This is a genomic window from Moritella sp., assembly GCF_033791185.1.
GTDB lineage: Bacteria > Pseudomonadota > Gammaproteobacteria > Enterobacterales > Moritellaceae > Moritella.
This window is the reverse complement of record NZ_JASJHF010000147.1, coordinates 27,437-51,402: the sequence shown is the minus strand read 5'-3', so window position 1 is coordinate 51,402 and position 23,966 is coordinate 27,437. Positions and strand designations below refer to the sequence as shown.

The window sequence follows — 23,966 nt, the reverse complement described above, 5'->3', positions numbered from 1 at the left end:
CAGATTGTGCGGAGCGGTAGTTCAGTTGGTTAGAATACCGGCCTGTCACGCCGGGGGTCGCGGGTTCGAGTCCCGTCCGCTCCGCCAACAAACAACGAAAGCCTGAATCGAAAGATTCAGGCTTTTTTTGTGCCTGAAATTTAGAGGTTAAGTGCTATAGAGATTGTGCGGCGCAGTATTTCTAATGAATCGTATTCAGTTGGTGCTGAAAATATTGCCTAGATTTCTCAGCTCTTTGACCTCCCATTGCGGTGTCGACTCTCAATAAAAGGATTGGATATTACTATTCAGGCTTTTTTATACCTGAAATGCACTCTTAGTTTGGTGATAATATCGATGGAAATTTGTTCTTCTTATTACTGAAACATAATGGTCATGAAAATTCACTATTTGTTTTTAGGTAGTTAAATCCACCTTGCTCGTTTCTTTTGTTCTCTTGTTTTACTACTAAGCTGTTGAACTTGTTGTTGAATAATTTTGACTATAAAAATACATATTATTATCGATAGCACTCTCATACTCGTCTGTATTGTCTATGTTGCTATTTTATATTGACTTAAATATTTTGATCATTAGAATACCGCGCAATTTGTCAATAAAAAAATAAATTGGAGAGTTCGTGGCTGCACATAATGACTATTCATTAGGACCCGTTCCTAAATCAGAAAGAAAAGGTTTCATCGCGTTATCATTGGTTATGCTGGGGCTAACTTTTTTCTCTGCAAGTATGTGGACCGGCGGGACGCTGGGCACCGGACTTTCTTATGATGATTTCTTCTACGCAGTCCTTCTCGGTAACTTAATCTTAGGTATCTACACTGCATTCCTTGGTTATATCGGAACTAAAACTGGTCTTTCAACGCATTTGTTAGCACGTTACTCATTTGGTACTAAAGGTTCATACATCCCGTCTATATTACTTGGTGGTACTCAGGTGGGCTGGTTTGGCGTCGGTGTAGCTATGTTTGCATTACCGGTACAAAAAGCACTGTTTGGTGAAATGGGCGTAGTGCTAGATGTTAATACAATCATCGTGATTGCTGGACTGCTCATGACTGTGACCGTTTATTTCGGTATTTCAGCGCTGATGGTATTAAGCTTTGTTGCGGTTCCTGCGATTGCGATCTTAGGTGGTTATTCAGTTTATCTTGCGGTGAATGATTTAGGCGGTATTGCTGAAATGCAAAAAATCGTTCCTGCTGTTGATAAACAAATCGATTTTAATACTGCTCTCGCTTTGGTGATCGGGTCATTTATTAGTGCTGGGACGTTGACGGCTGATTTTGTTCGCTTTGGTCGTAAGCCAATGGCGGCTGTTGCGATCACGCTCATCGCTTTCTTCATTGGTAATTCATTAATGTTTATCTTTGGTGCTGCAGGTGCTGCCGCAACAGGCTTTGCTGATATTTCTGATGTGATGATGACGCAGGGGTTATTAATTCCAGCTATTATCGTATTAGGTCTTAATATTTGGACTACTAATGATAATGCTCTTTATGCGTCTGGTTTAGGCTTCTCAAATGTGACGGGTATTGATAGTAAGAAATTAGCTATGATCAATGGTGTTATTGGTACTGTATTTGCACTTTGGTTATATAATAATTTTGTCGGCTGGTTATCGTTTTTAAGTGCCGCTATTCCACCAATCGGCGGTGTACTTATTGCCGATTACTTCTTAATCCACCGTGGTCAGTATGCTGAATTTGCAAAAGCTCAATTCGAAACGATTCGCTGGCAGGCCTTAATTGCTGTCGCTGCGGGTATTGCTGCGGGTCAATTATTACCGGGTGTTGTTCCTGTTAATGCCGTCATCGGTGGTGCTATTGCTTACTTCGTTTGTTGTAAAATAATGGCTTCTAAATCAATTAATACTACTAAAAAGAGTAACGCGTAATGCCGACTTTAATTAAAAATGTGCAACTTTACCGAAATAACAAGTTTGTCGATATTCGTATTGAAAATGGTATTTTCTCTGCAATCAAACCGTGTGGTGAGTTAGATAGCACTGATTGCGATATTATTGATGGAGAAGGTGGTTTAGCGACACCTCCATTCGTTGAACCTCATGTGCATTTAGATACGACGCAAACAGCTGGCGAGCCTAACTGGAACATGTCTGGTACTTTATTTGAAGGTATTGAGCGCTGGTCTGAGCGTAAAGCCATGCTGACGCATGAAGATGTGAAGAAGCGTGCAACGACTACTTTAAAGTGGCAAATCGCTAACGGTATCCAATATGTACGTACTCATGTTGATGTTTCAGAACCTAATCTTATCGCACTTAAGGCATTACTTGAATTACGTGAAGAGCTGAAAGAATTCATCGAAATTCAAATTGTGGCTTTCCCACAAGAAGGTATTAATTCTTTTCCAAACGGTAAAGAAATTATGCGTAAAGCTGTGGAGATGGGGGCTGATGTTATTGGCGCAATTCCACATTTCGAATTTAGTCGTGAATATGCAATTGATTCGCTGCATTTCATTTTCGATTTGGCGCAAGAGTTTGACTGTCTTATCGATGTGCATTGTGATGAAATTGATGATGAACAATCTCGTTTCGTGGAAACAGTGGCAACATTGGCACATGAAAAGAAAATGGGTCATCGTGTAACGGCAAGTCATACGACGGCAATGCATTCTTATAACGACGCTTATGCATCTCGCTTATTCCGTTTGTTGAAAATGTCTGGTATTAGCTTTGTGGCTAATCCATTGGTTAATATTCACTTACAAGGTCGTTTTGATTCATATCCTAAACGCCGTGGTATTACCCGTGTGAAAGAGATGTTAGCGGCTAATATTAATGTTTGTTTCGGTCATGATGATATTTTCGATCCTTGGTACCCGCTAGGTACTGCGAATATGTTACAAGTAACGCATATGGGTCTGCATGTATGTCAGATCATGGGTTATGAGCAAATTGATCAGTCATTAAAATTAATTACCGATCACAGTGCACAAACATTAAATATTCAAGATCGTTATGGTATTGAAGAAGGTAAGCCAGGTAACTTAGTTATTTTACCTGCAGATTCGGGCTATGATGCGATTCGACGTCAGACTGCACCGCGTTATGTTATTCGAGCGGGTAAAATACTTGCTGAAACAAAACCGAGTGTAACCCATATCAATTTACCTGAGTTCGAAGCGATTAACTTTAAACGTTAATCAAGTTTACTCTGTTATATCTAATACCGCCCACTGAGGCGGTATTTTTTTGTCTTTTATAAATTTAATGATTTGTTTCGTTTCAGTTGGCTCTGAGTTGCAGTAAACTAACCGCTTAAACTGATATTAAGGACAGCTCGATGACAGACAAATCAAATAACACCACGCATTTTGGTTATAAAACCGTAGAATCTGACCAAAAGGTCGATATGGTTGCGAGTGTGTTTCATTCAGTAGCAGCTAAATATGATGTAATGAATGATCTTATGTCTATGGGTATTCATCGACTATGGAAACGTTTTACGATTGATTGCAGTGGCGTAAGACCGGGTCATAAGGTACTAGATCTAGCCGGTGGTACTGGAGATTTAACTGCTAAGTTTTCACGAATTGTTGGCGATACAGGTTCTGTTACGCTCGCAGATATTAATGATTCAATGCTAAAAGTAGGCCGTGCTAAATTACGTGACCGCGGTATTGTTGGTAATGTGACTTATGTGCAAGCAAACGCAGAAGAGCTACCTTTCCCAGATAATCACTTTGATTTGATTACTATTGCATTTGGTTTACGTAACGTAACAGATAAAGATAAAGCGTTAGCGTCGATGTTCCGTGTATTAAAGCCGGGTGGACGTTTATTAGTGCTGGAATTCTCAAAACCAGATTCTGAAGCGTTGAATAAAGTTTATGATTTCTATTCATTCAATATTTTGCCTAAAATGGGTGAATTAATTGCTGATGATAGCGATAGTTACCAATACCTAGCTGAATCAATCCGCATGCACCCAAATCAAGAAACATTAAAAGGCATGATGGAAACCGTTGGGTTTGAAAGTGTTGAATACCATAATTTAACAGGCGGTATTGTTGCTCTGCATCGCGGTTATAAATTCTAAGGAATGCTCATGCCAATCGAAATGCTTGTTACTGCTGGAATTGAAACGTTATTGAATCAATTGTTAAAAGCAGATACCAATGCCGTAGACAAGATCGCGTCATTAAAAGGTAAGGTGCTAAAGGTAAATATAGCCGAGTGCCCTAAGCCGTTGTATTTTATTTTTTCATCTCAGATTGATGTATTAGCCAAGTATGATGGTGATGCTGATTGTTGTATGGATATGAAGTTGTCGAGCCTTTCTCGCTTACAGGATAGCTCACAATTCACCGCGTTGATTAAAGAAGGTCAATTGGATATGAGCGGCGATCCTATGGTTGCAAGCAAATTTAGCATTATTTTAAAAGAGCTAGATATTGATTGGGAAGAGCACTTATCTCGTTATACAGGTGATATTGCTGCACATAAATTATTGCAAGGTGCTAAATCAAGCCAAACGTGGTTGCAAAATAATATGCTGATCGCGCGTCATAATATTACTGAGTATTTAATCGAAGAGATACGCTTGGCGCCAGGAGCGTTAGAAATCGCTAATTTCTGTGATGAGGTGGGCGAGCTAGAACAGCAATGCAAGCAATTCGAAATGCGTTTGGCCTTATTGTCACGTAAGGAAGATGCGTAAATGACCGTGGTTGAGCTAAAACGTTTTTATCATATCCAAAAAATTGTTTTGGAATACGGTATTGATGAGTTGTTGCCTACACAATTGCAACCACTGTCTGCACGATTATTGCGAAAATCTATTTTTTGGATCAAAAATCAACATGTCGACAAATCACCTGCGGAACGTATCAAGTTAGCATTACAGCAACTCGGTCCAGTGTTCATTAAGTTTGGACAGATGTTATCAACGCGACGAGACCTGTTACCACAAGCATTTGCTGAACAGCTCGCTATGCTGCAAGATCAAGTACCGCCGTTTGACAGTCAATTAGCGATGCAGCAAATTGAGTTAGCATTGGGCCAACCAATTGATGATGTGTTTGATGATTTTGATCCAGTACCGTTAGCATCGGCCTCCATTGCCCAGGTGCATACTGCGAAACTAAAACCTAATCATGCAGACGTCGTGATTAAAATTATTCGACCTGATATCGAACCGATAATTCGCGCCGATACTCAGCTGATGAAACGATTGTCAAAAGTATTACTGAAATTAGTTCCTGAAGCAACGCGGTTGAGACCGTTGGAAGTGGTTCTCGATTATGAGAAAACGATCCTTGATGAATTAAATCTCGAGCGTGAAGCGGCTAATGCTACGCAATTACGTCGTAACTTTCTTGATTCTAAAGAATTATACGTACCCGAAATTTATGCTGATTATAGTCATAAAAATATGATTGTGATGGAACGTATATACGGTATACCGGTATCTGATATTGCGGCATTAGAAGCGCAGGGTACGAATATGAAATTACTCGCGGAACGAGGTGTTGAAACATTCTTCACCCAGGTTTTCCGTGATAGTTTTTTCCATGCAGACATGCATCCTGGTAATGTGTTTGTTGATTATAAGACACCTGAAGATCCGCGTTGGATTGGTATTGATTGTGGCATCGTTGGTACTTTAAATCGTGAAGATAAACGTTACTTAGCGGAGAACTTATTAGCCTTTTTCCATCGTGATTATCGTAAAGTTGCGGAGTTACATGTGGATTCTGGCTGGGTGCCATCGCACGTGGATGTAAATGATTTTGAATTTGCGATCCGTACAGTTTGCGATCCTATTTTTGAAAAGCCATTAGCAGATATTTCATTTGGTCATGTGCTGGTGAACTTATTTGCTACTGCGCGTAAGTTTGATATGACAGTGCAACCACAATTAGTGCTATTGCAAAAGACGCTGTTATACATTGAAGGATTAGGTCGTCAGCTCTATCCTCAGCTAGACTTATGGGATACGGCAAAGCCATTTCTTGAGCGTTGGGTGAAAGAGCAAATGGGTCCTCAAGCGGTGTTTTCAGCAGTAAAACAACGCGCGCCATTTTGGGCTGAAAAGTTACCAGAATTACCAGAGTTAGTGTTTGATACATTAACTAAGGCAACTAAACAACAAGCTAAGTTAGATAAACTGTTCACTCAAGCGGAACAATTTACCCAAAACCAAGCGCAGTCAGGTAAAGGTCGTTATTTACTGAGTGTGGGTGGTGTTATTATGCTTTGCGCCGCAATCGTGTACAATTCGGATTCGACATCATTAGCATTGACGCTAGCGAGTATTGGCTCTGGAATCACTGTATTTGGTTGGTTCAAGCTTAAATAGTCGGCTCTAAAAGGTCGGTTAAATTTATCGTAGATCAGAGTGTAGTAAATATGTAGTCTATATACTGTATACTGATCAATATTAATAATGACGTATTCAATTACTTAAAATAAGGTTTTATCATGGGCGGAATCAGTGTTACTCAGTTAATTATCATTGCTGTAATTATTCTTTTGTTATTTGGAACGAAGAAGTTACGTAATGTTGGTGGTGATTTAGGTGCGGCAGTTAAAGGCTTCAAAAAAGCTATGAGTGACGACGCTAAAGATACCAAAGCAGAAAGTAAAGTATTAGAAGAGACTAGCGCAGCAAAAACAGATGTAACTAAAGAAACAACAGAAACAAAAAAAGATAAAGAACAGGCGTAATTTATGTTTGATATCGGATTTTGGGAGATTGTGGTTATCTCAGTTCTGGGCCTATTAGTATTAGGACCAGAGCGGTTACCTGTGGCTATAAAAACGGTCAGTGCTTGGGTGAAAACCATTAAGGGTGCAGCTAACTCAGTAAAAGATGAATTGTCACATGAATTGAAAATTCAAGAAATGCATGACAATTTGAAAAAAGCTGAGCAGCAAGGCATGAATAATATTAGCCCTGAACTGCAAGACTCTATTGACTCTTTACGTGATGCAGCTGCCTCGGTGACGCGTCCCTATGCGGATGCTGATACATCGACTGCAACCTCAACACCGTCGGTTGAGCAAGCGCCTAAAATAGCTGAACAGGCTATCGAACAGGATAAAAAATAAATGGCAGCAGATCCAAATACTCAGCCTTTGATTACTCATTTAATCGAGCTGAGGGATCGGTTATTGCGTGCGAGTGCCGCAATTATCGTAGTTTTTATTTCTTTGGTTTATTTTGCTAATGATATTTATCAGTTGGTTTCGGCGCCTTTGATTGCGCAATTACCGGCTGGCACAAGTATGATTGCAACAGATGTCGCGACGCCATTTTTTACGCCGATAAAGTTAACCTTGGTTGCTTCTTCGTTTATTGCAATTCCTTGGGTGTTATACCAAGTATGGGCTTTTATCGCGCCGGGTTTGTATAAACACGAGAAGAAATTAATTGCGCCGCTAGTGATTAGTAGTGCGTTACTGTTTTATCTGGGTGTGGCTTTTTCTTATTTTATTGTGTTCCCGTTAGCATTTGAGTTTTTTGCTGGTGTTGCACCAGAAGGAGTCACATTTGCGCCTGATATTAGCAGTTACCTTGATTTTGTATTAAAGATATTTTTTGCATTTGGTTTGGCATTTGAAATTCCAATTGCGACATTAGTATTATGTTGGACTGGTGCGACAACGCCTGAAAGCTTACGCAAAAAACGCCCTTATATTGTGGTTGCAGCTTTCATTATGGGCATGTTGTTAACACCGCCAGATATTATTTCACAAACATTATTAGCGATCCCAATGTTGCTATTGTTTGAGTTAGGTTTATTATTTTCTCGTTTTTACGTTAAACAGGACGAGATAAAAGATGAAGAAGCAGGAACTGATTGATATTGGCGTTAATTTAACAAACGCTGCTTTTCACAAAGATTTACCTGATGTTATAGCGCGTGCCTCTGCCCAAGGGGTGCGCCGTTTAATTGTTACTGGCACGGATATCGCCGAAAGCCAGCTTGCCTATCAGCTTACTCAAGATTATCCCCTACAACTCTATGCTACTGCTGGTATTCATCCACACGATGCACGCCATGTGACGGATGAAAGTTGGCTGCAAATTAAAACATTAGCGCAGCATGACAGTGTTGTTGCTATCGGTGAATGTGGACTTGATTTTAATCGTGACTTTTCGCCGCGTCCAATGCAAGAAATTGCTTTTGCAAAACAGCTCGAACTGGCCGCTGAATTAAACATGCCAGTATTCATGCATGAACGCGATGCTAATGAACGTTTTATTGCCATCCTTAAAGAGTATCGCTCTGCGTTACCAGCTGCTGTACTGCATTGTTTCACTGGCTCAGCAAGTGATCTTGCCGCCTGTCTAGAGTTAGATTTACATATTGGTATTACCGGTTGGATCTGTGATGAACGCCGCGGCGCTGAGTTATACTCGTTGGTACGAGATATTCCTGCCGATCGGTTAATGTTGGAGACTGATGCACCTTATTTGTTACCTCGAGATTTGCAGCCTAAACCGAAGTCCCGTCGTAACGAACCTTGCCACTTACCGCATATCGCAGAGACCATCGCCAGAGCGCGAGGAGAGGATATTGATACTTTACTGAGTCGCAGCTTACACGTGACGGAACAGTTCTTCCAACTACCGAAGGTGTGATGATTATCACTGCTATTCATTTTATTTTTGGGCTTATGTAGACAAAACCGACTATTCAGTCTATTTTAATTGACTAACTAGTCGGTTTTTATATTGAGGCATGAATCTTATGAGCGTAGCGGAAATTAAAATGAATGATAGCGATAGTATTGCTGAAATCACAGCGATGGAACATATCTTTAGTTCTCAAAAAGATGCCTATGTAACTCAGGCTGAATGGGATCTTAGTGAACGTAAAAAGCGTTTAAGCCAATTTAAAGCCGCTTTTCTTGCGAATAAAGATGCTCTTGTTACCGCGGTTTCTGAAGATTATGGTCATCGATCTCGTTACGATACGTTAATCGCAGATATATTACCGACAGTTGCGCAATTTAATTACACCCTATCGCGCTTAGCCAAATGGATGAAGCCGACGCGACGTAGCCCTGGATTATTATTAGCGCCAGCCAGTGTCACGATCCATTATCAGCCTGTAGGTGTTGTTGGTATCGTTGTACCTTGGAATTTCCCGATTAATTTGGCCATCGTACCACTGATCACCAGTATTGCAGCCGGTAATCGTGCGATGCTAAAAATGTCGGAATTCACTCCGAAAACGAATCAAGTGTTAAAGAAAATTATTGAATCTGTTTTTGATAGTAAAGATGTGGCGATTGTCGAAGGCGAAATGGCTTTGTCTGCTGCTTTTACTAAACTGCCTTTTGATCATTTATTGTTTACTGGGTCGACAGTTGTAGGTAAACACGTTATGCGTGCGGCTGCGGATAACTTAACGCCTGTGACGCTTGAGTTAGGTGGTAAGTCACCTGTTATTGTGGCGCCTGATATTGATATAAAGACTGCGGTTAATCGTATCATGCTGGGTAAAAGTTTAAATGCCGGTCAAATCTGTGTTGCACCTGATTATATTCTCTGCCCCCGAGCGAAAGTCGATGAGTTTGTTAGCGAATATCGTAATGAATTTAATCGTCGCTATCCAGCTGCAATGGATAATGATGATTACACTAACATTGTCGATGATCGCCAATATGCGCGCCTTAAATCCTGGTTAGAAGATGCGAAGCAAAAGGGTGCTAAAGTTGAAACTATGCAAGATGGCAGCAGTTGTGATGATCAAAAACACCGAATGCTGCCACATTTATTGTTAGATACAAATGAAGATATGCAATTGATGCAGGATGAAATATTTGGACCATTATTGCCAATATTACCTTATGATTCGATTGATGATACGATCCGCTATATTAAAGCGCGCCCACACCCTTTAGCGTTATATATCATGAGCTTTGATAATGCGACACAACAAAAAATTCAACGCGAGACTATTTCTGGTGGTGTCTCAATCAATGATACAATTATGCAGGTTGCAGCTGAAGATGCGCCGTTTGGGGGTGTCGGGTCAGCTGGTATGGGTCATTACCATGGTATCGAAGGTTTCCGTACTTTTTCAAAATCAAAAACGGTATTGAAACAAGGTAAGTTCCATTCAACGCGCTTCGTTCATGCACCTTATGGTAATTTGATACAAAAGATAATTTTGAAATTTTTCTTGAGATAATATGACTAAATCAAAAAGAACGCTGATCTTGGATAGCGCATTAGCGTTATTCACGGTCAATGGTTTTCATGGTACGACGACAGCAGCTATTGCCCGTGAAGCAAAAGTCGCTACGGGTACCTTGTTTCATCACTTTGCGACTAAAGAAGCTTTAATAGAGGCTTTGTATTTTGAGGTGAAAAAAGAATTTTCGCAGGGATTGATACAGCAGTATGAACAAAACAAGGTCCCCTTATTAGCTGATATCTGGGTTAACGGGGTTAATTGGTTAGTAAGTCACCCACAAAAAAGGGCGTTTATTTTATTGTGCAGTCATTCGCTGTATTTTGATAAAAAAATTCAGCTGGCGGTATGGCAAGAGGTCTTAGGTTTTTTCACTGAGTTACTAAATGCCGGAATTAAAGAGGGGACGATTAAGGATTTACCTATTCCGTACCTACTTAGCACATGTGAAAGTATCTTATTATCAACGGCGAGTTATGTGCATGCATTACCTGCTGCAGAGCAAAAGGCTGCGATTAATTCGTCAATTAATGTAATTGTTGATGCTATTTCAGTACAAAGAGCTGATATTCACTGACTCACGCGGTAAGATAAGCTCCTAACCAAGTATAATCCGTACTTGGTTGCCTAATGCGCATTCCTACCTCGCAAGGAGATATCGTGAGTAAAACTATTCTAGGTGGCTTCCCAAATCGCCGCCCTCGTCGTAATCGTAAAAATGATTTTTCTCGTCGTTTAGTCGCAGAGCATCAACTAACCGTTAATGATCTTATCTACCCTATGTTTGTACTTGAAGGTACTGATCGCCGAGAAGCAATTGCATCAATGCCGGGTGTAGAGCGTTTATCGATTGATTTGTTACTGAAAGAAGCGGCTGAGTTAGTTGCCTTAGGCATTCCGATGATTGCTATCTTCCCTGTGACGCCACTAGAACAAAAAAGTTTATTAGCTGAAGAAGCATATAACGCTAATGGTTTAGCACAAAAAGCAGTTCGCGCTTTAAAAGCATCATTTCCTGAACTGGGTGTGATGACGGATGTGGCGCTAGACCCGTTCACGACACATGGCCAAGACGGCATTATTGATGATAGTGGCTATATTCTTAATGATATTACCACTGATATTTTGGTGAAGCAGGCGCTTTCTCATGCAGACGCAGGTGCTGATATCATTGCACCATCAGACATGATGGATGGCCGTATTGGCGCTATCCGCATAGCGTTAGAAGACGCTGGTCATGTGAATACGCAAATTATGGCTTACTCTGCTAAATATGCCTCAAACTACTATGGACCTTTCCGTGATGCGGTTGGCTCTGCAAGTAATTTGAAAGGTGGTAGCAAGGTTACTTACCAAATGGACCCGGCAAACTCAGATGAAGCGCTACATGAAGTGGCGATGGATATCGAAGAGGGGGCTGATATGGTGATGGTGAAACCTGGTATGCCTTACCTTGATATTGTCCGCCGTGTTAAAGATGAATTTGGTGTACCGACGTTTGCTTATCAAGTGAGTGGTGAATACGCTATGCATATGGCCGCAATCCAAAATGGCTGGCTGAAAGAACAAGAATGTGTTCTTGAGTCATTACTATGCTTTAAACGCGCTGGTGCAGATGGTATTTTGACGTATTTTGCAAAACGCGTGGCGATATGGCTTAAAGAAAATAAAGCTTAATTATTTGAAATTTGATCTGTAGCTATAAAAAAACCGAGCCTTCATGCTCGGTTTTTCTTTTTGAGTTCGCTGCTATTGCTCTTGCTCTTGAATTTGTAAAACTAAATGGTGCTTAGCTTGTAGCTTTTGCTCAATGTCTAATGCTGCTGCGCGCAGAGGGTGCTGTGACAGCCAGTGTTTAGGCAGTGTTATTTGCAGACTGTTATCGTCAGCTAATACAACTGAAAACTCTGGAATCGTACCATCGGTACGGCGCAATGCTAATGAGTAAGAGACTCTTAAAATACGACACAGAAGTAGGGCAACAGAGTAGCTTAATGCCGACTGTTGTTCTAGCAAGGCTAAGTTAAGTTCATCGCGTTGATTTATGAGTAAAGCCGAAAGTAACTGTTTTTGCGCTTTGGTGAAACCCAGCATGTCAGTATTATCAATAATATAAGCAGCGTGTTGTGGTGCTTTTTTATAATCAATGGAAAGACCTATTTCATGTAAGCAACTGACATAAGCAAGTAAAGGCCCTGCTTGTGCATCATCTGCAGAAATAAGCATTTTGCTTTGATCGAAGGCTTTTAATGCTGTGCTTTTAACGCGCTGAGCTTGTTCTAGATCTAGCTGATGTTTTACCATCAAGCTCGTTACCGTTTGTTGACGTACATTGTGACTCGCTCGCAACCCCGTCATTTCGTAAATAACGCCTTCTCTTAACGCGCCGCCAGCTAAAAACATATTGTTAATAGCTAGACTTTCAAATAGCGCAGTAAGGATCGCTAAACCACTGGCGAAAACAGGCTTTCTATCACTCGCTAAACCTTTAATGTTGAGATTTTCAATATCCCCACAGGCAATCGCTTGCTGTTGAATACGGTGTAACTTTGCGAGTGTAATTTGCTCATTTTCACCCTGCACCACCATGATTTCTTGTAGTGCTTGGATTGTACCGGAAGCGCCAATACAGCTTTCCCAGCCTATTGTTAAGTATTTATCTTGCAGGGGCTTCAAGACTGCTTTTGCCGCATTAATTGCCTGCGTAAAGTTGTATTGATTAAGCTTACCGTCGGAAAAATAGTTATTTAACCAAGTAACGCAGCCCATTTTAAAGCTATAAAGTAACTTTGCCTGCGCTTGTTCACCAATAATAAGCTCAGTGCTTGCACCGCCAATATCTACAACTAAGCGATTACCTTGACCACTGCTGGTATAGGCAACACCTTTATAGATAAGGGCAGCTTCTTGTTCGCCGGAAATAATGTTTACCGGATGAGCCAATATTTTTTCTGCTGTGGCTAGAAACACTGCTACATTGGTGGCTAAACGTAGCGTAGCAGTGCCTACAATGCGAATATTCTTAGTCGGAATATCCTGTAATTGTTCTGCGAATAGACTTAAGCATTCCCAGCCACGTTGCAGCGCAGCTTGATCAAGATTATTTTTTGCATCAAGACCTGCTGCTAGTCTTACTTTACGTTTAACTTTCGCAACGGTTTGTAGACTATTATTAACCTCGCGAACAACTAGCATATGAAAGCTATTTGAACCAAGGTCAATGACGGCATATAAATTTGACGAACTTTTTATACTCACACTAATCACTTTATCTATAAACAAACGATTTAATTAATGGGTTTTGTTATGCGTATTATGCTGACGTTGGCCAGTGCGACGCATTTTGCTGCGATCATTCATTGTTCTTGAATTACCTGGACGTGCACGTTTGGTGTGGATTGGTCGTGGTAAGTCCGTTAACAATGCTGATTTATCATAATGGCAAACGGGGATCGCATTCTCAATATATTCTTCAATCGCGGGTAAATTATAAATGTATTTTTCACAAGCGAAGCTAATTGAATGCCCTTTTTCACCAGCACGGCCAGTACGACCAATTCGGTGTACGTAATCACCACAATTATCAGGTAAATCGTAGTTAAACACATGACTGACTAATGGGATATGTAGACCACGTGCTGCCACATCTGTTGCCACTAGAATGTCTAATTTACCTTGGGTAAACTGCTCGAGAATACTGTTACGTTTCTTCTGTGGAATATCACCGGTTAATAAACCCACGCGATGTTTATCCGCAGCAAGATGGCCCCAGATCTCTTCGCATTTGTGTTTAGTATTGGCGAATACAATGGCGCGATCTGGCCATTCTTCTTCGATTAACGTTTGTAATAAAGCCATTTTGTCATCATTTGACGGGTGAAATAGCTCTTGAGTAATGCTGCTGCCTGTTACTTTCTCTGCTTCCACAGTGACTTCTTCTGGTTCATTCATGTGCTGATAAGCTAGTTCACGAATATCCCAAGTAAAGGTTGCTGAGAATAGTAAGTTTAGGCGTTGCTTTGGCTCTGGCATTTTACGCATTAGATAACGAATATCTTTAATGAAACCTTGATCTAACATGCGATCTGCTTCATCAAGAACTAAAGCTTCAACTTCCGATAAGTCCATTGCTTTTTGTTTTTCAAAATCAATGATACGGCCAACGGTACCAATCACGATATCGACGCCATTGGCAAGGTTTTCGCGTTGAACATCGTAGCTTTCACCACCATAAACAAGTCCCATTTTTAGACCTGTTTGTTTGGCAATCGGTAGTGCATCTTTATGAATTTGAATTGCAAGTTCGCGTGTTGGCGCTAAGATAATAGCGCGAGGCTTATTTTTTGGACGATCTTCTGCAGGTGTTTTTTTCAATATATGATGAAAAACAGCGGCCAGAAATGCGATAGTTTTGCCTGTGCCCGTCTGGGCTTGACCAGCTACATCTTTACCTTGAATGGCAAATGGCAAACTAAGCGCTTGAATTGGTGTACAATATTCGAAGCCTGAGGCTTCTAACCCAGCAAGTACATTGGCATTAAGGCCAAACTGGGAGAACTTATGTTCTGTAAGATGTTTTTTGCTCATTTAATTAGCATATCAGGTTAAGCTTGCATTAAGAACTTAAATCTATTGAAATAGGGCAATGAGTGCCACATATATGTAGTAACAAAATTATTTTTTATTGGAGTAATAAATGAGTGACAAAATTATTCAGCTAACTGATGCTGCTTTTGATACGGATGTTTTACATTCAGAATTACCTGTACTAGTTGATTTCTGGGCTGAGTGGTGTGGACCTTGCAAAATGATCGCACCAATTTTAAGCGAAGTTGCTGAAGAGTACGCAGGAAAAGTAACTATCGGTAAATTAAATATCGATCAAAACTCAGGTACGCCACCTAAATTTGGTATCCGCGGTATCCCGACGTTATTGTTATTTAAAAACGGTGCTGTAGCAGCAACTAAAGTTGGCGCATTATCAAAAGCGCAATTACAAAGTTTTCTAGACGAAAACCTGTAAGTTGAAAATACTGACGAGATTTTGTTTTTTAATCTCGTCAGTATGCTATTATTCAGTGGACGAATAAAATTATAAATGCTAATTTCATTGTTCGTTTGTTGCTCTACATGCCGAGTCTGGCATCATAATCAATGATCCAATCATTGATTCGATTATTCAAATTATCGATTCATTACTTAGTGAATGACTCACACACTCGATCATCGATTCAAATCTTTTATCCTTGGTTGACATCCTGTTACGCAAAGGTCGCATAAGCTCGAACTCATCATTATGAATTTAACCGAATTAAAAAACACACCAGTTTCTGAACTTGTAAAACTGGGCGAATCTATGGGTCTAGAAAATTTGGCTCGCTTAAGAAAACAAGACATCATCTTCTCTATCCTAAAAGCGCATGCTAAAAGTGGCGAAGACATTTTTGGTAATGGTGTTTTAGAGATTTTGCAGGATGGCTTTGGTTTCTTGCGTTCAGCAGATTGCTCTTATCTCGCCGGACCTGATGATATATATGTATCGCCAAGTCAGATCCGTCGCTTTAACTTGCGAACGGGTGATACCGTTGGTGGTAAGATTCGACCGCCTAAAGATGGCGAACGTTATTTTGCCCTGTTGAAGATTGACCAAGTTAACTTTGACCGCCCAGAAAACTCTCGCAATAAAATCCTCTTTGAAAACCTTACTCCAATCCATCCGAATGAACGTCTTCGTTTAGAACGTGGTAATGGCAGTACCGAAGATATCACCGCACGTATTCTTGATTTAAGTGCACCGATAGGTAAAGGTCAACGTGGTTTAATTGTGGCACCGCCGAAAGCCGGTAAAACAATGTTATTACAAAACATTGCTTCTTCAATTGCATTAAATCATCCTGACGCAACATTGATGGTGCTACTTATCGATGAACGTCCGGAAGAAGTAACAGAAATGCAGCGCTTGGTTCGTGGTGAAGTAATTGCTTCAACATTTGATGAGCCTGCTAACCGCCACGTACAAGTAGCGGAAATGATGATTGAAAAAGCCAAACGTCTTGTAGAACACAAGAAAGATGTGATCATCTTACTTGATTCTGTAACGCGTCTAGCTCGTGCTTACAATACGGTAACACCATCATCAGGTAAGATTTTATCTGGTGGTGTTGATGCAAATGCACTGCACCGTCCGAAACGTTTCTTCGGTGCTGCACGTAATGTTGAAGAAGGTGGTTCTTTAACTATTATCGCAACAGCATTGATTGATACTGGTTCGAAAATGGACGAAGTAATTTACGAAGAGTTTAAAGGTACTGGTAACCAAGAGTTACACCTTAATCGTAAAATTGCAGAACGTCGTGTTTATCCTGCGATTGATTTCAATCGTTCAGGTACGCGTCGTGAAGAACTATTAGCAGATAAAGCGGAGCTACAGAAAATGTGGATCCTACGCAAAATATTGAACCCAATGGGTGAGATTGATGCGATGGAATTCCTCATTGATAAGCTGGCGATGACTAAAACGAATGATGAATTCTTCAACGCAATGAAGAAGCAAAAATCATAATCGTTTAAGCTAACTGTCTATGATTAATATTTAAAATAAACGCCATACATCTTGTTTTTATAACAAGAGTGTGGCGTTTTTTTTTCAAAAAATAGCGTGGACTTGTTCATGAAATATAAAGATATAAGAGACGTTATTGCTTTGGTGGAGAGTAAAGGCCAACTAAAACGTATCCATCAAGAAATTGATCCGTATTTAGAAATGACGGAAATTTGCGATCGCACATTAAAAGCTGGCGGCCCGGCATTATTATTTGAAAATCCCAAAGGCCATACTATGCCTGTATTGGGCAACCTGTTTGGTACACCCGATCGCGTTGCGATGGGCATGGGCCGTGAAAGCGTCAGCGAGTTACGTGAAGTTGGTGAATGGTTAGCTTATTTAAAAGAACCTGAGCCGCCAAAAGGTTTTAAAGAATTAATGGAAAAGGTGCCAGTATTTAAACAAGTACTGAATATGCCAACCAAGCGATTACGCAAAGCGCCATGCCAAGAAATTATATTAACGGGTGATGATGTTGATCTAACAAAAATCCCTGTTCAGCATTGCTGGCCGGGTGATGTAGCCCCTTTGATTACTTGGGGTTTAACAATCACTCAAGGTCCTTACAAGAAACGTCAGAATTTAGGTATTTACCGTCAGCAAGTGCTGAGTAAAAACAAAATAATTATGCGTTGGTTATCGCATCGTGGTGGTGCGCTGGATTTTAAAGAATTCCAAGAACTAAATCCAGGTGAAAACTACCCAGTATCTGTTGCGCTTGGTGCAGATCCCGCTACGATTTTAGGCGCTGTAACGCCAGTGCCAGATTCTTTATCTGAGTATGCGTTTGCTGGGTTATTACGTGGTAGTCGTACTGAAGTGGTTAAATCTATCTCAAATGACTTAGAAGTGCCTGCGGGCGCGGAAATTATTTTAGAAGGTTATATTGCGCCGGGTGAAATGGCTGAAGAGGGACCATATGGTGATCATACTGGTTATTATAATGAAACAGATTCATTCCCTGTATTTACTATAACGCACATAACCATGCGTAAAGATGCTATCTATCATTCTACTTACACTGGCCGTCCAGCCGATGAACCCGCAGTATTGGGCGTGGCATTAAATGAAGTGTTCGTACCTATTTTACAGAAACAGTATCCTGAGATTGTGGACTTCTATTTACCACCTGAGGGCTGTTCTTACCGTATGGCTGTTGTCACCATTAAGAAGCAATATCCGGGACATGCAAAACGGGTGATGCTGGGGGTGTGGTCGTTCTTGCGTCAGTTCATGTATACCAAGTTTGTGATCGTGTGCGATGACGATATCAATGCGCGTGATTGGAACGATGTGATCTGGGCTATTACCACACGCATGGACCCAGCACGTGATACTACCATGATCGAACATACGCCGATTGATTACCTTGATTTTGCATCTCCGGTATCGGGTTTAGGTTCAAAAATGGGCATGGATGCAACCAATAAGTGGCCTGGTGAGACAGATCGCGAATGGGGTGAACCGATTGTGATGGATGAGAAGGTTAAGCAGCGCGTCGATGATTTATGGGACGAATTAGCGATTTTGTGATATAAATGACCTAGATCATAAAAATTCGAGCTTGTCAGAGATTGAGATTGAAAGGGAATGTATGTTAAGAATTAAGTGTGAAGTGACATTATTAGAGTCGTATACAGAAACAGTATTTAACGTGAAGTTAAAGCCAGAACAAAAAGTTGAGTTCCAGGCTGGGCAATATCTAATGGTGGTCATGGCTGAAGACGACAAGCGCCCATTTTCGATAGCTTCAAATCCAAGTAATGATGATGTTTTAGAGCTACACATTGGTGCATCGGAACAAAATTCGTATGCAATGCAAGTCGTTGAAAGACTAAAAACAGGTTCTGTTGAAATTGAATTGCCGGGTGGTAATGCGGGTTTAATAGAAGAGTCTGAACGTCCTTTGGTATTGATTGCTGGCGGTACTGGTTTCTCTTATACAAAATCTATTCTAGAGCGCGCTATCGAAGTTAGCCAGCGCCCAATTTCATTATATTGGGGTGCACGTGAAGCATCGCATTTATATGCATTTTCATTAGCACAAGACTTAGCGGATAAACACCCACAGGTGACGTTCATCCCTGTTGTGGAAGTTGCTCCTGAGCAGTGGTCAGGTAAAGTTGGTCAGGTTCATAAAGTGGTGATGGATGATGTTGCTGACTTAGCTGCATGTGATATTTATATCGCAGGTCGTTTTGAAATGGCGGGTGCAGCACGTGCTGATTTTGCACCACTTGGCGTAAAAGAACATTTATATGGCGATGCATTTGAATTCATTTAAGTGATGATGAATGTATACGTAATAAAAAAGCCGTAACATCTGTTGCGGCTTTTTTATTATCTTCGATTCAACAACGGCTAACTAAGCTTGTTGGTGATAGCTTAAACTTTGCTTATAGGTTGTGTTGGCTTCGTTAACTCGGCCTAATTTTTCGTAAGATTGAGCAAGAGCAGCATAGGCAGATGTCGATGGTGATTGACTCATACCTTGGCTTAATTCTTCTACCGCTTCTCCCCATCGTCCTTCTTTTACCATTAACTGACCAATACTGACTGCCAGTAAGCCTGAACCTTCACGGCTTTGCTGCAGACGTTTAAGGCGCTCGATTAATGCATGGTAATCAGTCAGGTTTAATTTGGGCGTTAGACTGATTAATTCTGGATAGAACTCGTTACTTAACGCGTCCATTATCAGCAGATATGCGGATTGGTCATCGTTACGAGCCATCAATAAGTTTGCGGTTTCGGCTAAGTAGCGACCGTCATGCTTCAGTGTTTTAGGTAGGTTGCTCCAAGTATCAAGCAAGCCCGTACTGCCTTGTTGTTTTGCTACTTCACCTAAATGGTGGAAATGACTGTTTTTACGTAGTTCATCAGCTTCACTTGAGGTCAACAATTTTTGTTTTTGTAGTGATGGAATAAGACTGAGTAATTGACCCCATTCTTTTCTTTCAGTACACACGTCTTTAAATAAGGCTAATACGACTTTATTTTTTGGGTTTTTATCGTGTAATACCGATAACGAGGCAAATGCTTGTTCAAATTGTTGTTGTTCGACTTGTAATTTAGCCTGTGTCAATTCGACGGCAAAAGTGTCTTTATGGGCATTTTTGTGTGCTAATAATAGATACTCATCACGCTTTACTTCGTTACCAAGACCTTGTGCAGACTGTGCGGCAGCAAGATAGTTTAATACTGGTACTTGTGCTTTTTTCGCCGCTTTTAAGGTCAAAGTTTCAGCTTTTTTAAAGTCGCCACTGGCTAGTGCTAAGATACCTTTCTCGGTTTGTATTTTAGCGCGAGCTTGGTGATAGCGATTAAACCAGCCTAAGCTGTGAGTCAGTTTATTGATTAATGCTTCGACTGCTAATAACGCAAAGTAGAAACCCACCACCATGATCACGGCACTACTCACCGTGGCATCGATGACATAGTCTCCGGCCGAAATCATCACATAACCTTTATTGCCCATTAAATAAGGGGCGCCAATTGCGCCTGCAAGAAGCAGCGCGAGTAATACTATAAATCTAACCATTGTTACCGCCTCCGTTTATTCTGCGCCAGTGTTATTAGCTAATGCTTTGATTTTGCGATCTCTGATTGTGGTTTGAATCAGTGCTGCACTGTTTAGTTTTGCGGGATATGCTGTGGTGATCGTCGCTTTACTTAATGTTTCCAAACTCGCTAGCATTCCTTTTGTTGCAGGTTGGTTTACATCGTAATAGCGCTCAATCCAGCTTTTAGCTGTTTGCAGCGAGAGTATAAATTTAGCTTGGTCTTGACGGTATACTGCTAGCTCGGCTTGTAATAACTGTGTTTTAAGATTTTCAGTTAAATACCAGGCCGTTTGTGGGGATAGCAGGGCATCAACGGAATTGTCTTGGCGACGAATCGTGATAAAGTTAGCACTGAATGATTGCCATGACTTGGTGAGGTTTGCTTGCCAGTCTGCGCTATCACTTGATAATGCGGTGTCTGCTTTAATGACCTCTGGGCGGGTAAAGCCGGCTAAAACTAAGTTATCAACTTCTTGTGCTTGAATTGCCAGTTTTAGTGCTAAACCGTCATGATCAATACGTGGTAACTTAGTTAAGGTGGTGATGTCTTGTTCAATCACTTTTCGCAGTGGTAATAAGCTTGGATCATTTAATTGCGTTAAACGGCGACTGGCTGAAGATAGTAATGCTAAGCTGGTATCAATATCTTGCTCTAATGCAATTTTACGACCCGCGATACGAATTAAGTATTCAGCTTCAGCCAGCATCCATTCATTGGGATTTCGCATTATAAGAATCGCGATTGCCAATTGTACCGTTTCTAATTGTGCCGCATTTAATTTTTCGCTGTCTTGGATCTTAGCCAGTTGTTGTGTGGTTTGTGTTAATTGGCTGGCAACGGTTTGCTTGTCTTCGCTTAACTGCAGACGCAATGATTGCTGACTATCTTTTTGCTCTTGAAGTTGCGCTTGTAGTTTCGACAATACTTGCTGCTGTAGCTGGTTTTGTTGATGGCTATGATAATAAAGACCAGCGCCAAGGCCTAGCGTTAATAATATCGCTATTGCACCTGTAACAACCCCTGCTTTATTTGATGATTTATCTTGCGCTACCAGTGTATTTGAGGTGTCAGTCGTACCTTTATTTGTTGTTTTAGTATCGGCACTTTGACTGCTATTTTTATTGTCTGTCATTTAGCTTATTCCTATCTGCATATCCAATTGCTTAACAGCATTAAATAATGAATTATTCGATGCTCCACTAGCAATGGTGACGTGTTCTATTCCTAACTTATGAGCAAGTGCTGCTATACGTTGGCTAGGAACAATAAAATGTAAGTTTAATATCCAAGGTAACGCTGTGTAGGGTATCGTTTTTATTAGGTTACCTAGAATTTCACCACTTGTGATAATAACACTATTAATGGCGAATTGTTGCCACTTATTAATCAACAGCTCTGGATCATAAGTGGGAGCAGTGCGTTGATAAACTTCACAATATGTCACGTTAGCGCTACGTTTAATGAGATCTTCTGCCATGGTTTCTCTGCCACCATTACCCCGTAGGATGACAATATTTTTGTGTTCTACTGATGCATTCTGGAGTAATTTTAGTACCCCTTCACTATCATGTGTATTGGGTACGTTGGTGTTCTTTATACCGTGCAAGCGCCAGCATTTTGCTGTGGTTGGTCCGACTGCGATATAATTAATTCGCTGTGGCCAAGTCCTATGTTCGTTGATTAAACTGGTATTCGCATAATTTACAGCATTATCGCTTATGGCAATAATATAGTCATCGGGCTGTAATTTTTCCAGTAATGAACTTACTTTATTGAATTCTGATCCTGCGGAAATATCGATAAACGGACAGCATAACGCTGCCCCATCGGCAGCCTCAATTTGACGAGCAAGTTGCTCGCCTTTAGCGCGCGGGCGCGTGATTAACGCCCTTATTTTCATGCGTCTGCGGTATTGTAAACTTCAGTTAAAATTTCTTTTGCACCTTGTGTAAGTAGAGTATCTGCAAGTGCTAAGCCTAATTGGCGGGCATTTTTACGATCGCCACGAATTTCGGCGCGAATTACTTGCGTGCCATCAGGTTTACCAACCAGTCCGCGTAACCAAAGTTCATCACCGTCGATCAGTGCATAACTACCAATTGGCACCTGACAACCACCTTCAAGCGCTAAGTTCATTGCGCGTTCTGCCCATACGCGATCACTGGTTAATGCGTGGTTTAATGGGGCTAGTATTGCTTTTACACGTTCATCATCAATGCGACATTCAATGCCAACGGCGCCTTGGCCAACTGCTGGAAGACTTTGCTCTGGTTCAATATAGCTAGCAATACGGTATTCCATATCTAGACGTTTTAGACCTGCAGCAGCTAAAATAATTGCATCGTAGACTTTGTTATCAAGCTTGTTTAAACGGGTATTTACATTACCACGTAAATCCATGATTTTTAAATCTGGACGCGCTTCACTTAGTTGGCACTGACGGCGTAAGCTACAGGTACCAACGATAGCACCTGGTGGTAATTCTTCGATTTGACGATAGGTATTAGAAACAAATGCATCACGTGGATCTTCACGTTCACAAATCACTTCTAAGCCTAAGCCTTCTGGAAATTCAACAGGTACATCTTTCATTGAATGTACGGCGATATCGGCGCGATCTTCAAGCATTGCAACTTCAAGCTCTTTTACAAAAAGACCTTTACCACCCACTTTTGCTAAAGGCGTATCTAAAATAATGTCACCTTTCGTTACCATTGGAATTAGTTCAACGGTAAGATTTTGATGGATCGCTTCTAGACGTGCTTTTACATATTCAGCTTGCCACATTGCCAGTGGACTTTTACGGGTTGCAATTCTTAGCGTTTCAGTAGCCATGTTATTTCCAAATTTAACGAGATTGACTAAATATTAACAGATTTCCTTGATTAATGGTTGATCTAAGATGGGCTTATTTGTAAAAAAGCAACCATATTTAACTAGGCTGTAACATAAACAATCATGCTTAAAATAAGCTGCTATATATGGGGTGTTCGATAATATTATGGGGAGATGATGGAACATGACTTGTTTATTCGAATATGAAGCTACAGTAAGGACTACTGTAGCTTCATAACAGGGCTAGGGGTAATTAGTCGCAGCTAAGACGAAAACTCCTATGACTCTTTTTAATGTGCTGTTTGATATTGCCAAGCACTGTTTTAACTTCGCTTTTCGAGCTTGCGTCTTGCAACTGCTTAAAAAGCTGAGTTAGTTTTTCTATACCTTGTTGGTAAGCCATATGTTGCATATGCGTCGCATGATCCATGCCTGCCATATTAGCCATATTGCTGTGGTCCATATTTTTCATGTCTGACATATTAGCCATGTTGCTATGATCCATACCTTCCATACCTTCCATACTTGGCATGCTTTGTTGTAGTTTTAATGGTATTTCAGCTGTAGCTTTGCTGCTATTACTGATTAATTTGGCCACTTGCGCTTGCATCAAAGCCTGATCACTACGCTTAAATGCACCAACGTAGGTTTTTAAATCATCACTCATCGTGGTCATGATATTGCCGAGTTGGGTATCTTGGCAGTGTCCATTACCATCGCCATGGGCAAATACTGGTGAGCTGAGTGCGCTGCCAAGTGCGATTGCTAATGTGATCCGTTTAAACATATG

At 40.8% G+C, this 23,966-nt stretch carries 23 protein-coding genes and 1 tRNA gene; 17 read left to right on the top strand and 7 right to left on the bottom strand.

Annotation, left to right across the window (positions count from 1 at the left end; genetic code table 11):
• The first annotated feature begins 10 nt into the window (after positions 1 to 10).
• The 13 genes from QNK26_RS08885 (at position 11) to hemB (ending at position 11,853) form a co-directional block, all read left to right on the top strand.
• Positions 11 to 87, top strand: a tRNA-Asp gene (locus QNK26_RS08885).
• A 532-nt stretch (positions 88 to 619) separates the two neighbouring features.
• On the top strand, positions 620 to 1,894 hold the full coding sequence (codB, locus tag QNK26_RS08880) for a cytosine permease (RefSeq protein ID WP_319222311.1): 1,275 nt from the start codon (positions 620 to 622) through the stop codon (positions 1,892 to 1,894).
• Positions 1,894 to 3,168, top strand: a complete 1,275-nt coding sequence (locus QNK26_RS08875; RefSeq protein ID WP_319222310.1) for a cytosine deaminase — start codon at positions 1,894 to 1,896, stop codon at positions 3,166 to 3,168. The genes codB and QNK26_RS08875 overlap by 1 nt, the downstream gene beginning before the upstream one ends.
• 140 nt (positions 3,169 to 3,308) lie before the next feature.
• Positions 3,309 to 4,064, top strand: a complete 756-nt coding sequence (gene ubiE / locus QNK26_RS08870; protein ID WP_319222309.1) for a bifunctional demethylmenaquinone methyltransferase/2-methoxy-6-polyprenyl-1,4-benzoquinol methylase UbiE — start codon at positions 3,309 to 3,311, stop codon at positions 4,062 to 4,064.
• Positions 4,065 to 4,073: 9 nt separating this feature from the next.
• Positions 4,074 to 4,685: an SCP2 domain-containing protein gene (locus QNK26_RS08865; RefSeq protein ID WP_319222307.1), complete on the top strand. Its 612-nt coding sequence runs from the start codon at positions 4,074 to 4,076 to the stop codon at positions 4,683 to 4,685.
• Positions 4,686 to 6,326, top strand: coding sequence for a ubiquinone biosynthesis regulatory protein kinase UbiB (gene ubiB, locus QNK26_RS08860; protein ID WP_319222306.1), 1,641 nt, complete (start codon positions 4,686 to 4,688; stop codon positions 6,324 to 6,326). It begins immediately after the preceding gene.
• 122 nt (positions 6,327 to 6,448) lie between these two features.
• Positions 6,449 to 6,694: a twin-arginine translocase TatA/TatE family subunit gene (gene tatA, locus QNK26_RS08855; RefSeq protein ID WP_319222305.1), complete on the top strand. Its 246-nt coding sequence runs from the start codon at positions 6,449 to 6,451 to the stop codon at positions 6,692 to 6,694.
• Positions 6,695 to 6,697: 3 nt separating this feature from the next.
• Positions 6,698 to 7,078 carry a Sec-independent protein translocase protein TatB gene (gene tatB / locus QNK26_RS08850; protein WP_319222304.1) on the top strand — a complete coding sequence of 127 codons (381 nt, stop codon included), beginning with the start codon at positions 6,698 to 6,700 and terminating at the stop codon, positions 7,076 to 7,078.
• Entirely contained in the window at positions 7,079 to 7,834 is a 756-nt protein-coding gene (tatC, locus tag QNK26_RS08845; protein ID WP_319222303.1) for a twin-arginine translocase subunit TatC, read from the top strand. It abuts the gene before it with no gap.
• Positions 7,812 to 8,615 (top strand): TatD family hydrolase, encoded by an 804-nt coding sequence (locus QNK26_RS08840; protein WP_319222302.1) that lies wholly within the window; start codon positions 7,812 to 7,814, stop codon positions 8,613 to 8,615. Before tatC ends, QNK26_RS08840 begins: the two co-directional genes overlap by 23 nt.
• A 109-nt stretch (positions 8,616 to 8,724) precedes the next feature.
• Complete coding sequence (locus QNK26_RS08835) at positions 8,725 to 10,173, top strand: coniferyl aldehyde dehydrogenase (RefSeq protein WP_319222301.1); 1,449 nt, start codon at positions 8,725 to 8,727, stop codon at positions 10,171 to 10,173.
• A 1-nt stretch (position 10,174) separates the two neighbouring features.
• Positions 10,175 to 10,753 carry a TetR/AcrR family transcriptional regulator gene (locus QNK26_RS08830; protein WP_319222300.1) on the top strand — a complete coding sequence of 193 codons (579 nt, stop codon included), beginning with the start codon at positions 10,175 to 10,177 and terminating at the stop codon, positions 10,751 to 10,753.
• Between the two features lie 83 nt (positions 10,754 to 10,836).
• Positions 10,837 to 11,853, top strand: coding sequence for a porphobilinogen synthase (hemB, locus tag QNK26_RS08825; protein WP_319222299.1), 1,017 nt, complete (start codon positions 10,837 to 10,839; stop codon positions 11,851 to 11,853).
• Between the two features lie 72 nt (positions 11,854 to 11,925).
• Here the strand turns inward: hemB and gppA are convergent, their stop codons facing one another.
• Both gppA and rhlB read right to left on the bottom strand, forming a co-directional pair.
• Positions 11,926 to 13,434, bottom strand: a complete 1,509-nt coding sequence (gppA, locus tag QNK26_RS08820; protein WP_319222298.1) for a guanosine-5'-triphosphate,3'-diphosphate diphosphatase — start codon at positions 13,432 to 13,434, stop codon at positions 11,926 to 11,928.
• A gap of 33 nt (positions 13,435 to 13,467) precedes the next feature.
• Positions 13,468 to 14,763, bottom strand: coding sequence for an ATP-dependent RNA helicase RhlB (gene rhlB, locus QNK26_RS08815; protein ID WP_319222297.1), 1,296 nt, complete (start codon positions 14,761 to 14,763; stop codon positions 13,468 to 13,470).
• A 109-nt stretch (positions 14,764 to 14,872) separates the two neighbouring features.
• Here rhlB and trxA point away from each other — a divergent pair, with 109 nt between their 5' ends.
• From trxA to fre, 4 genes are all read left to right on the top strand, one after another.
• Positions 14,873 to 15,199 (top strand): thioredoxin TrxA, encoded by a 327-nt coding sequence (trxA, locus tag QNK26_RS08810; RefSeq protein ID WP_319222295.1) that lies wholly within the window; start codon positions 14,873 to 14,875, stop codon positions 15,197 to 15,199.
• 273 nt (positions 15,200 to 15,472) lie between these two features.
• A complete protein-coding gene (gene rho, locus QNK26_RS08805) occupies positions 15,473 to 16,738 on the top strand; it encodes a transcription termination factor Rho (protein ID WP_319222294.1) in 1,266 nt (421 codons plus the stop codon).
• Positions 16,739 to 16,846: 108 nt separating this feature from the next.
• The gene (gene ubiD, locus QNK26_RS08800; RefSeq protein WP_319222293.1) at positions 16,847 to 18,313 is read left to right on the top strand and encodes a 4-hydroxy-3-polyprenylbenzoate decarboxylase; all 1,467 of its coding nucleotides are present in this window, start codon (positions 16,847 to 16,849) and stop codon (positions 18,311 to 18,313) included.
• Positions 18,314 to 18,374: 61 nt separating this feature from the next.
• Complete coding sequence (fre, locus tag QNK26_RS08795) at positions 18,375 to 19,064, top strand: NAD(P)H-flavin reductase (protein WP_319222291.1); 690 nt, start codon at positions 18,375 to 18,377, stop codon at positions 19,062 to 19,064.
• Between the two features lie 81 nt (positions 19,065 to 19,145).
• On the opposite strand, the gene QNK26_RS08790 is transcribed toward fre, so the two are convergent.
• The 5 genes from QNK26_RS08790 to QNK26_RS08770 form a co-directional block, all read right to left on the bottom strand.
• Positions 19,146 to 20,318, bottom strand: a complete 1,173-nt coding sequence (locus QNK26_RS08790; RefSeq protein ID WP_319222289.1) for a heme biosynthesis HemY N-terminal domain-containing protein — start codon at positions 20,316 to 20,318, stop codon at positions 19,146 to 19,148.
• A gap of 15 nt (positions 20,319 to 20,333) precedes the next feature.
• Positions 20,334 to 21,473 carry a uroporphyrinogen-III C-methyltransferase gene (locus tag QNK26_RS08785; protein WP_319222288.1) on the bottom strand — a complete coding sequence of 380 codons (1,140 nt, stop codon included), beginning with the start codon at positions 21,471 to 21,473 and terminating at the stop codon, positions 20,334 to 20,336.
• Positions 21,474 to 22,241 carry a uroporphyrinogen-III synthase gene (locus QNK26_RS08780; RefSeq protein ID WP_319222286.1) on the bottom strand — a complete coding sequence of 256 codons (768 nt, stop codon included), beginning with the start codon at positions 22,239 to 22,241 and terminating at the stop codon, positions 21,474 to 21,476.
• Positions 22,238 to 23,176: a hydroxymethylbilane synthase gene (hemC, locus tag QNK26_RS08775; RefSeq protein WP_319222284.1), complete on the bottom strand. Its 939-nt coding sequence runs from the start codon at positions 23,174 to 23,176 to the stop codon at positions 22,238 to 22,240. Before hemC ends, QNK26_RS08780 begins: the two co-directional genes overlap by 4 nt.
• 253 nt (positions 23,177 to 23,429) lie before the next feature.
• Positions 23,430 to 23,963: a copper resistance protein CopA gene (locus QNK26_RS08770; RefSeq protein WP_319222283.1), complete on the bottom strand. Its 534-nt coding sequence runs from the start codon at positions 23,961 to 23,963 to the stop codon at positions 23,430 to 23,432.
• Between the last annotated feature and the right edge of the window lie 3 nt (positions 23,964 to 23,966).

Excerpts from the sequence above, each read along its gene's own strand:
- QNK26_RS08875 (WP_319222310.1), top strand. The coding sequence starts at position 1,894 with ATGCCGACTTTAATTAAAAATGTGCAACTTTACCGAAATAACAAGTTT.
- ubiE (WP_319222309.1), top strand. The coding sequence starts at position 3,309 with ATGACAGACAAATCAAATAACACCACGCATTTTGGTTATAAAACCGTA.
- QNK26_RS08865 (WP_319222307.1), top strand. The coding sequence starts at position 4,074 with ATGCCAATCGAAATGCTTGTTACTGCTGGAATTGAAACGTTATTGAAT.
- ubiB (WP_319222306.1), top strand. The coding sequence starts at position 4,686 with ATGACCGTGGTTGAGCTAAAACGTTTTTATCATATCCAAAAAATTGTT.
- tatA (WP_319222305.1), top strand. The coding sequence starts at position 6,449 with ATGGGCGGAATCAGTGTTACTCAGTTAATTATCATTGCTGTAATTATT.
- tatB (WP_319222304.1), top strand. The coding sequence starts at position 6,698 with ATGTTTGATATCGGATTTTGGGAGATTGTGGTTATCTCAGTTCTGGGC.
- tatC (WP_319222303.1), top strand. The coding sequence starts at position 7,079 with ATGGCAGCAGATCCAAATACTCAGCCTTTGATTACTCATTTAATCGAG.
- QNK26_RS08840 (WP_319222302.1), top strand. The coding sequence starts at position 7,812 with ATGAAGAAGCAGGAACTGATTGATATTGGCGTTAATTTAACAAACGCT.
- QNK26_RS08835 (WP_319222301.1), top strand. The coding sequence starts at position 8,725 with ATGAGCGTAGCGGAAATTAAAATGAATGATAGCGATAGTATTGCTGAA.
- QNK26_RS08830 (WP_319222300.1), top strand. The coding sequence starts at position 10,175 with ATGACTAAATCAAAAAGAACGCTGATCTTGGATAGCGCATTAGCGTTA.
- rhlB (WP_319222297.1), bottom strand. The coding sequence starts at position 14,763 with ATGAGCAAAAAACATCTTACAGAACATAAGTTCTCCCAGTTTGGCCTT.
- trxA (WP_319222295.1), top strand. The coding sequence starts at position 14,873 with ATGAGTGACAAAATTATTCAGCTAACTGATGCTGCTTTTGATACGGAT.
- rho (WP_319222294.1), top strand. The coding sequence starts at position 15,473 with ATGAATTTAACCGAATTAAAAAACACACCAGTTTCTGAACTTGTAAAA.
- ubiD (WP_319222293.1), top strand. The coding sequence starts at position 16,847 with ATGAAATATAAAGATATAAGAGACGTTATTGCTTTGGTGGAGAGTAAA.
- fre (WP_319222291.1), top strand. The coding sequence starts at position 18,375 with ATGTTAAGAATTAAGTGTGAAGTGACATTATTAGAGTCGTATACAGAA.
- QNK26_RS08790 (WP_319222289.1), bottom strand. The coding sequence starts at position 20,318 with ATGGTTAGATTTATAGTATTACTCGCGCTGCTTCTTGCAGGCGCAATT.
- QNK26_RS08785 (WP_319222288.1), bottom strand. The coding sequence starts at position 21,473 with ATGACAGACAATAAAAATAGCAGTCAAAGTGCCGATACTAAAACAACA.
- QNK26_RS08780 (WP_319222286.1), bottom strand. The coding sequence starts at position 22,241 with ATGAAAATAAGGGCGTTAATCACGCGCCCGCGCGCTAAAGGCGAGCAA.
- hemC (WP_319222284.1), bottom strand. The coding sequence starts at position 23,176 with ATGGCTACTGAAACGCTAAGAATTGCAACCCGTAAAAGTCCACTGGCA.
- QNK26_RS08770 (WP_319222283.1), bottom strand. The coding sequence starts at position 23,963 with ATGTTTAAACGGATCACATTAGCAATCGCACTTGGCAGCGCACTCAGC.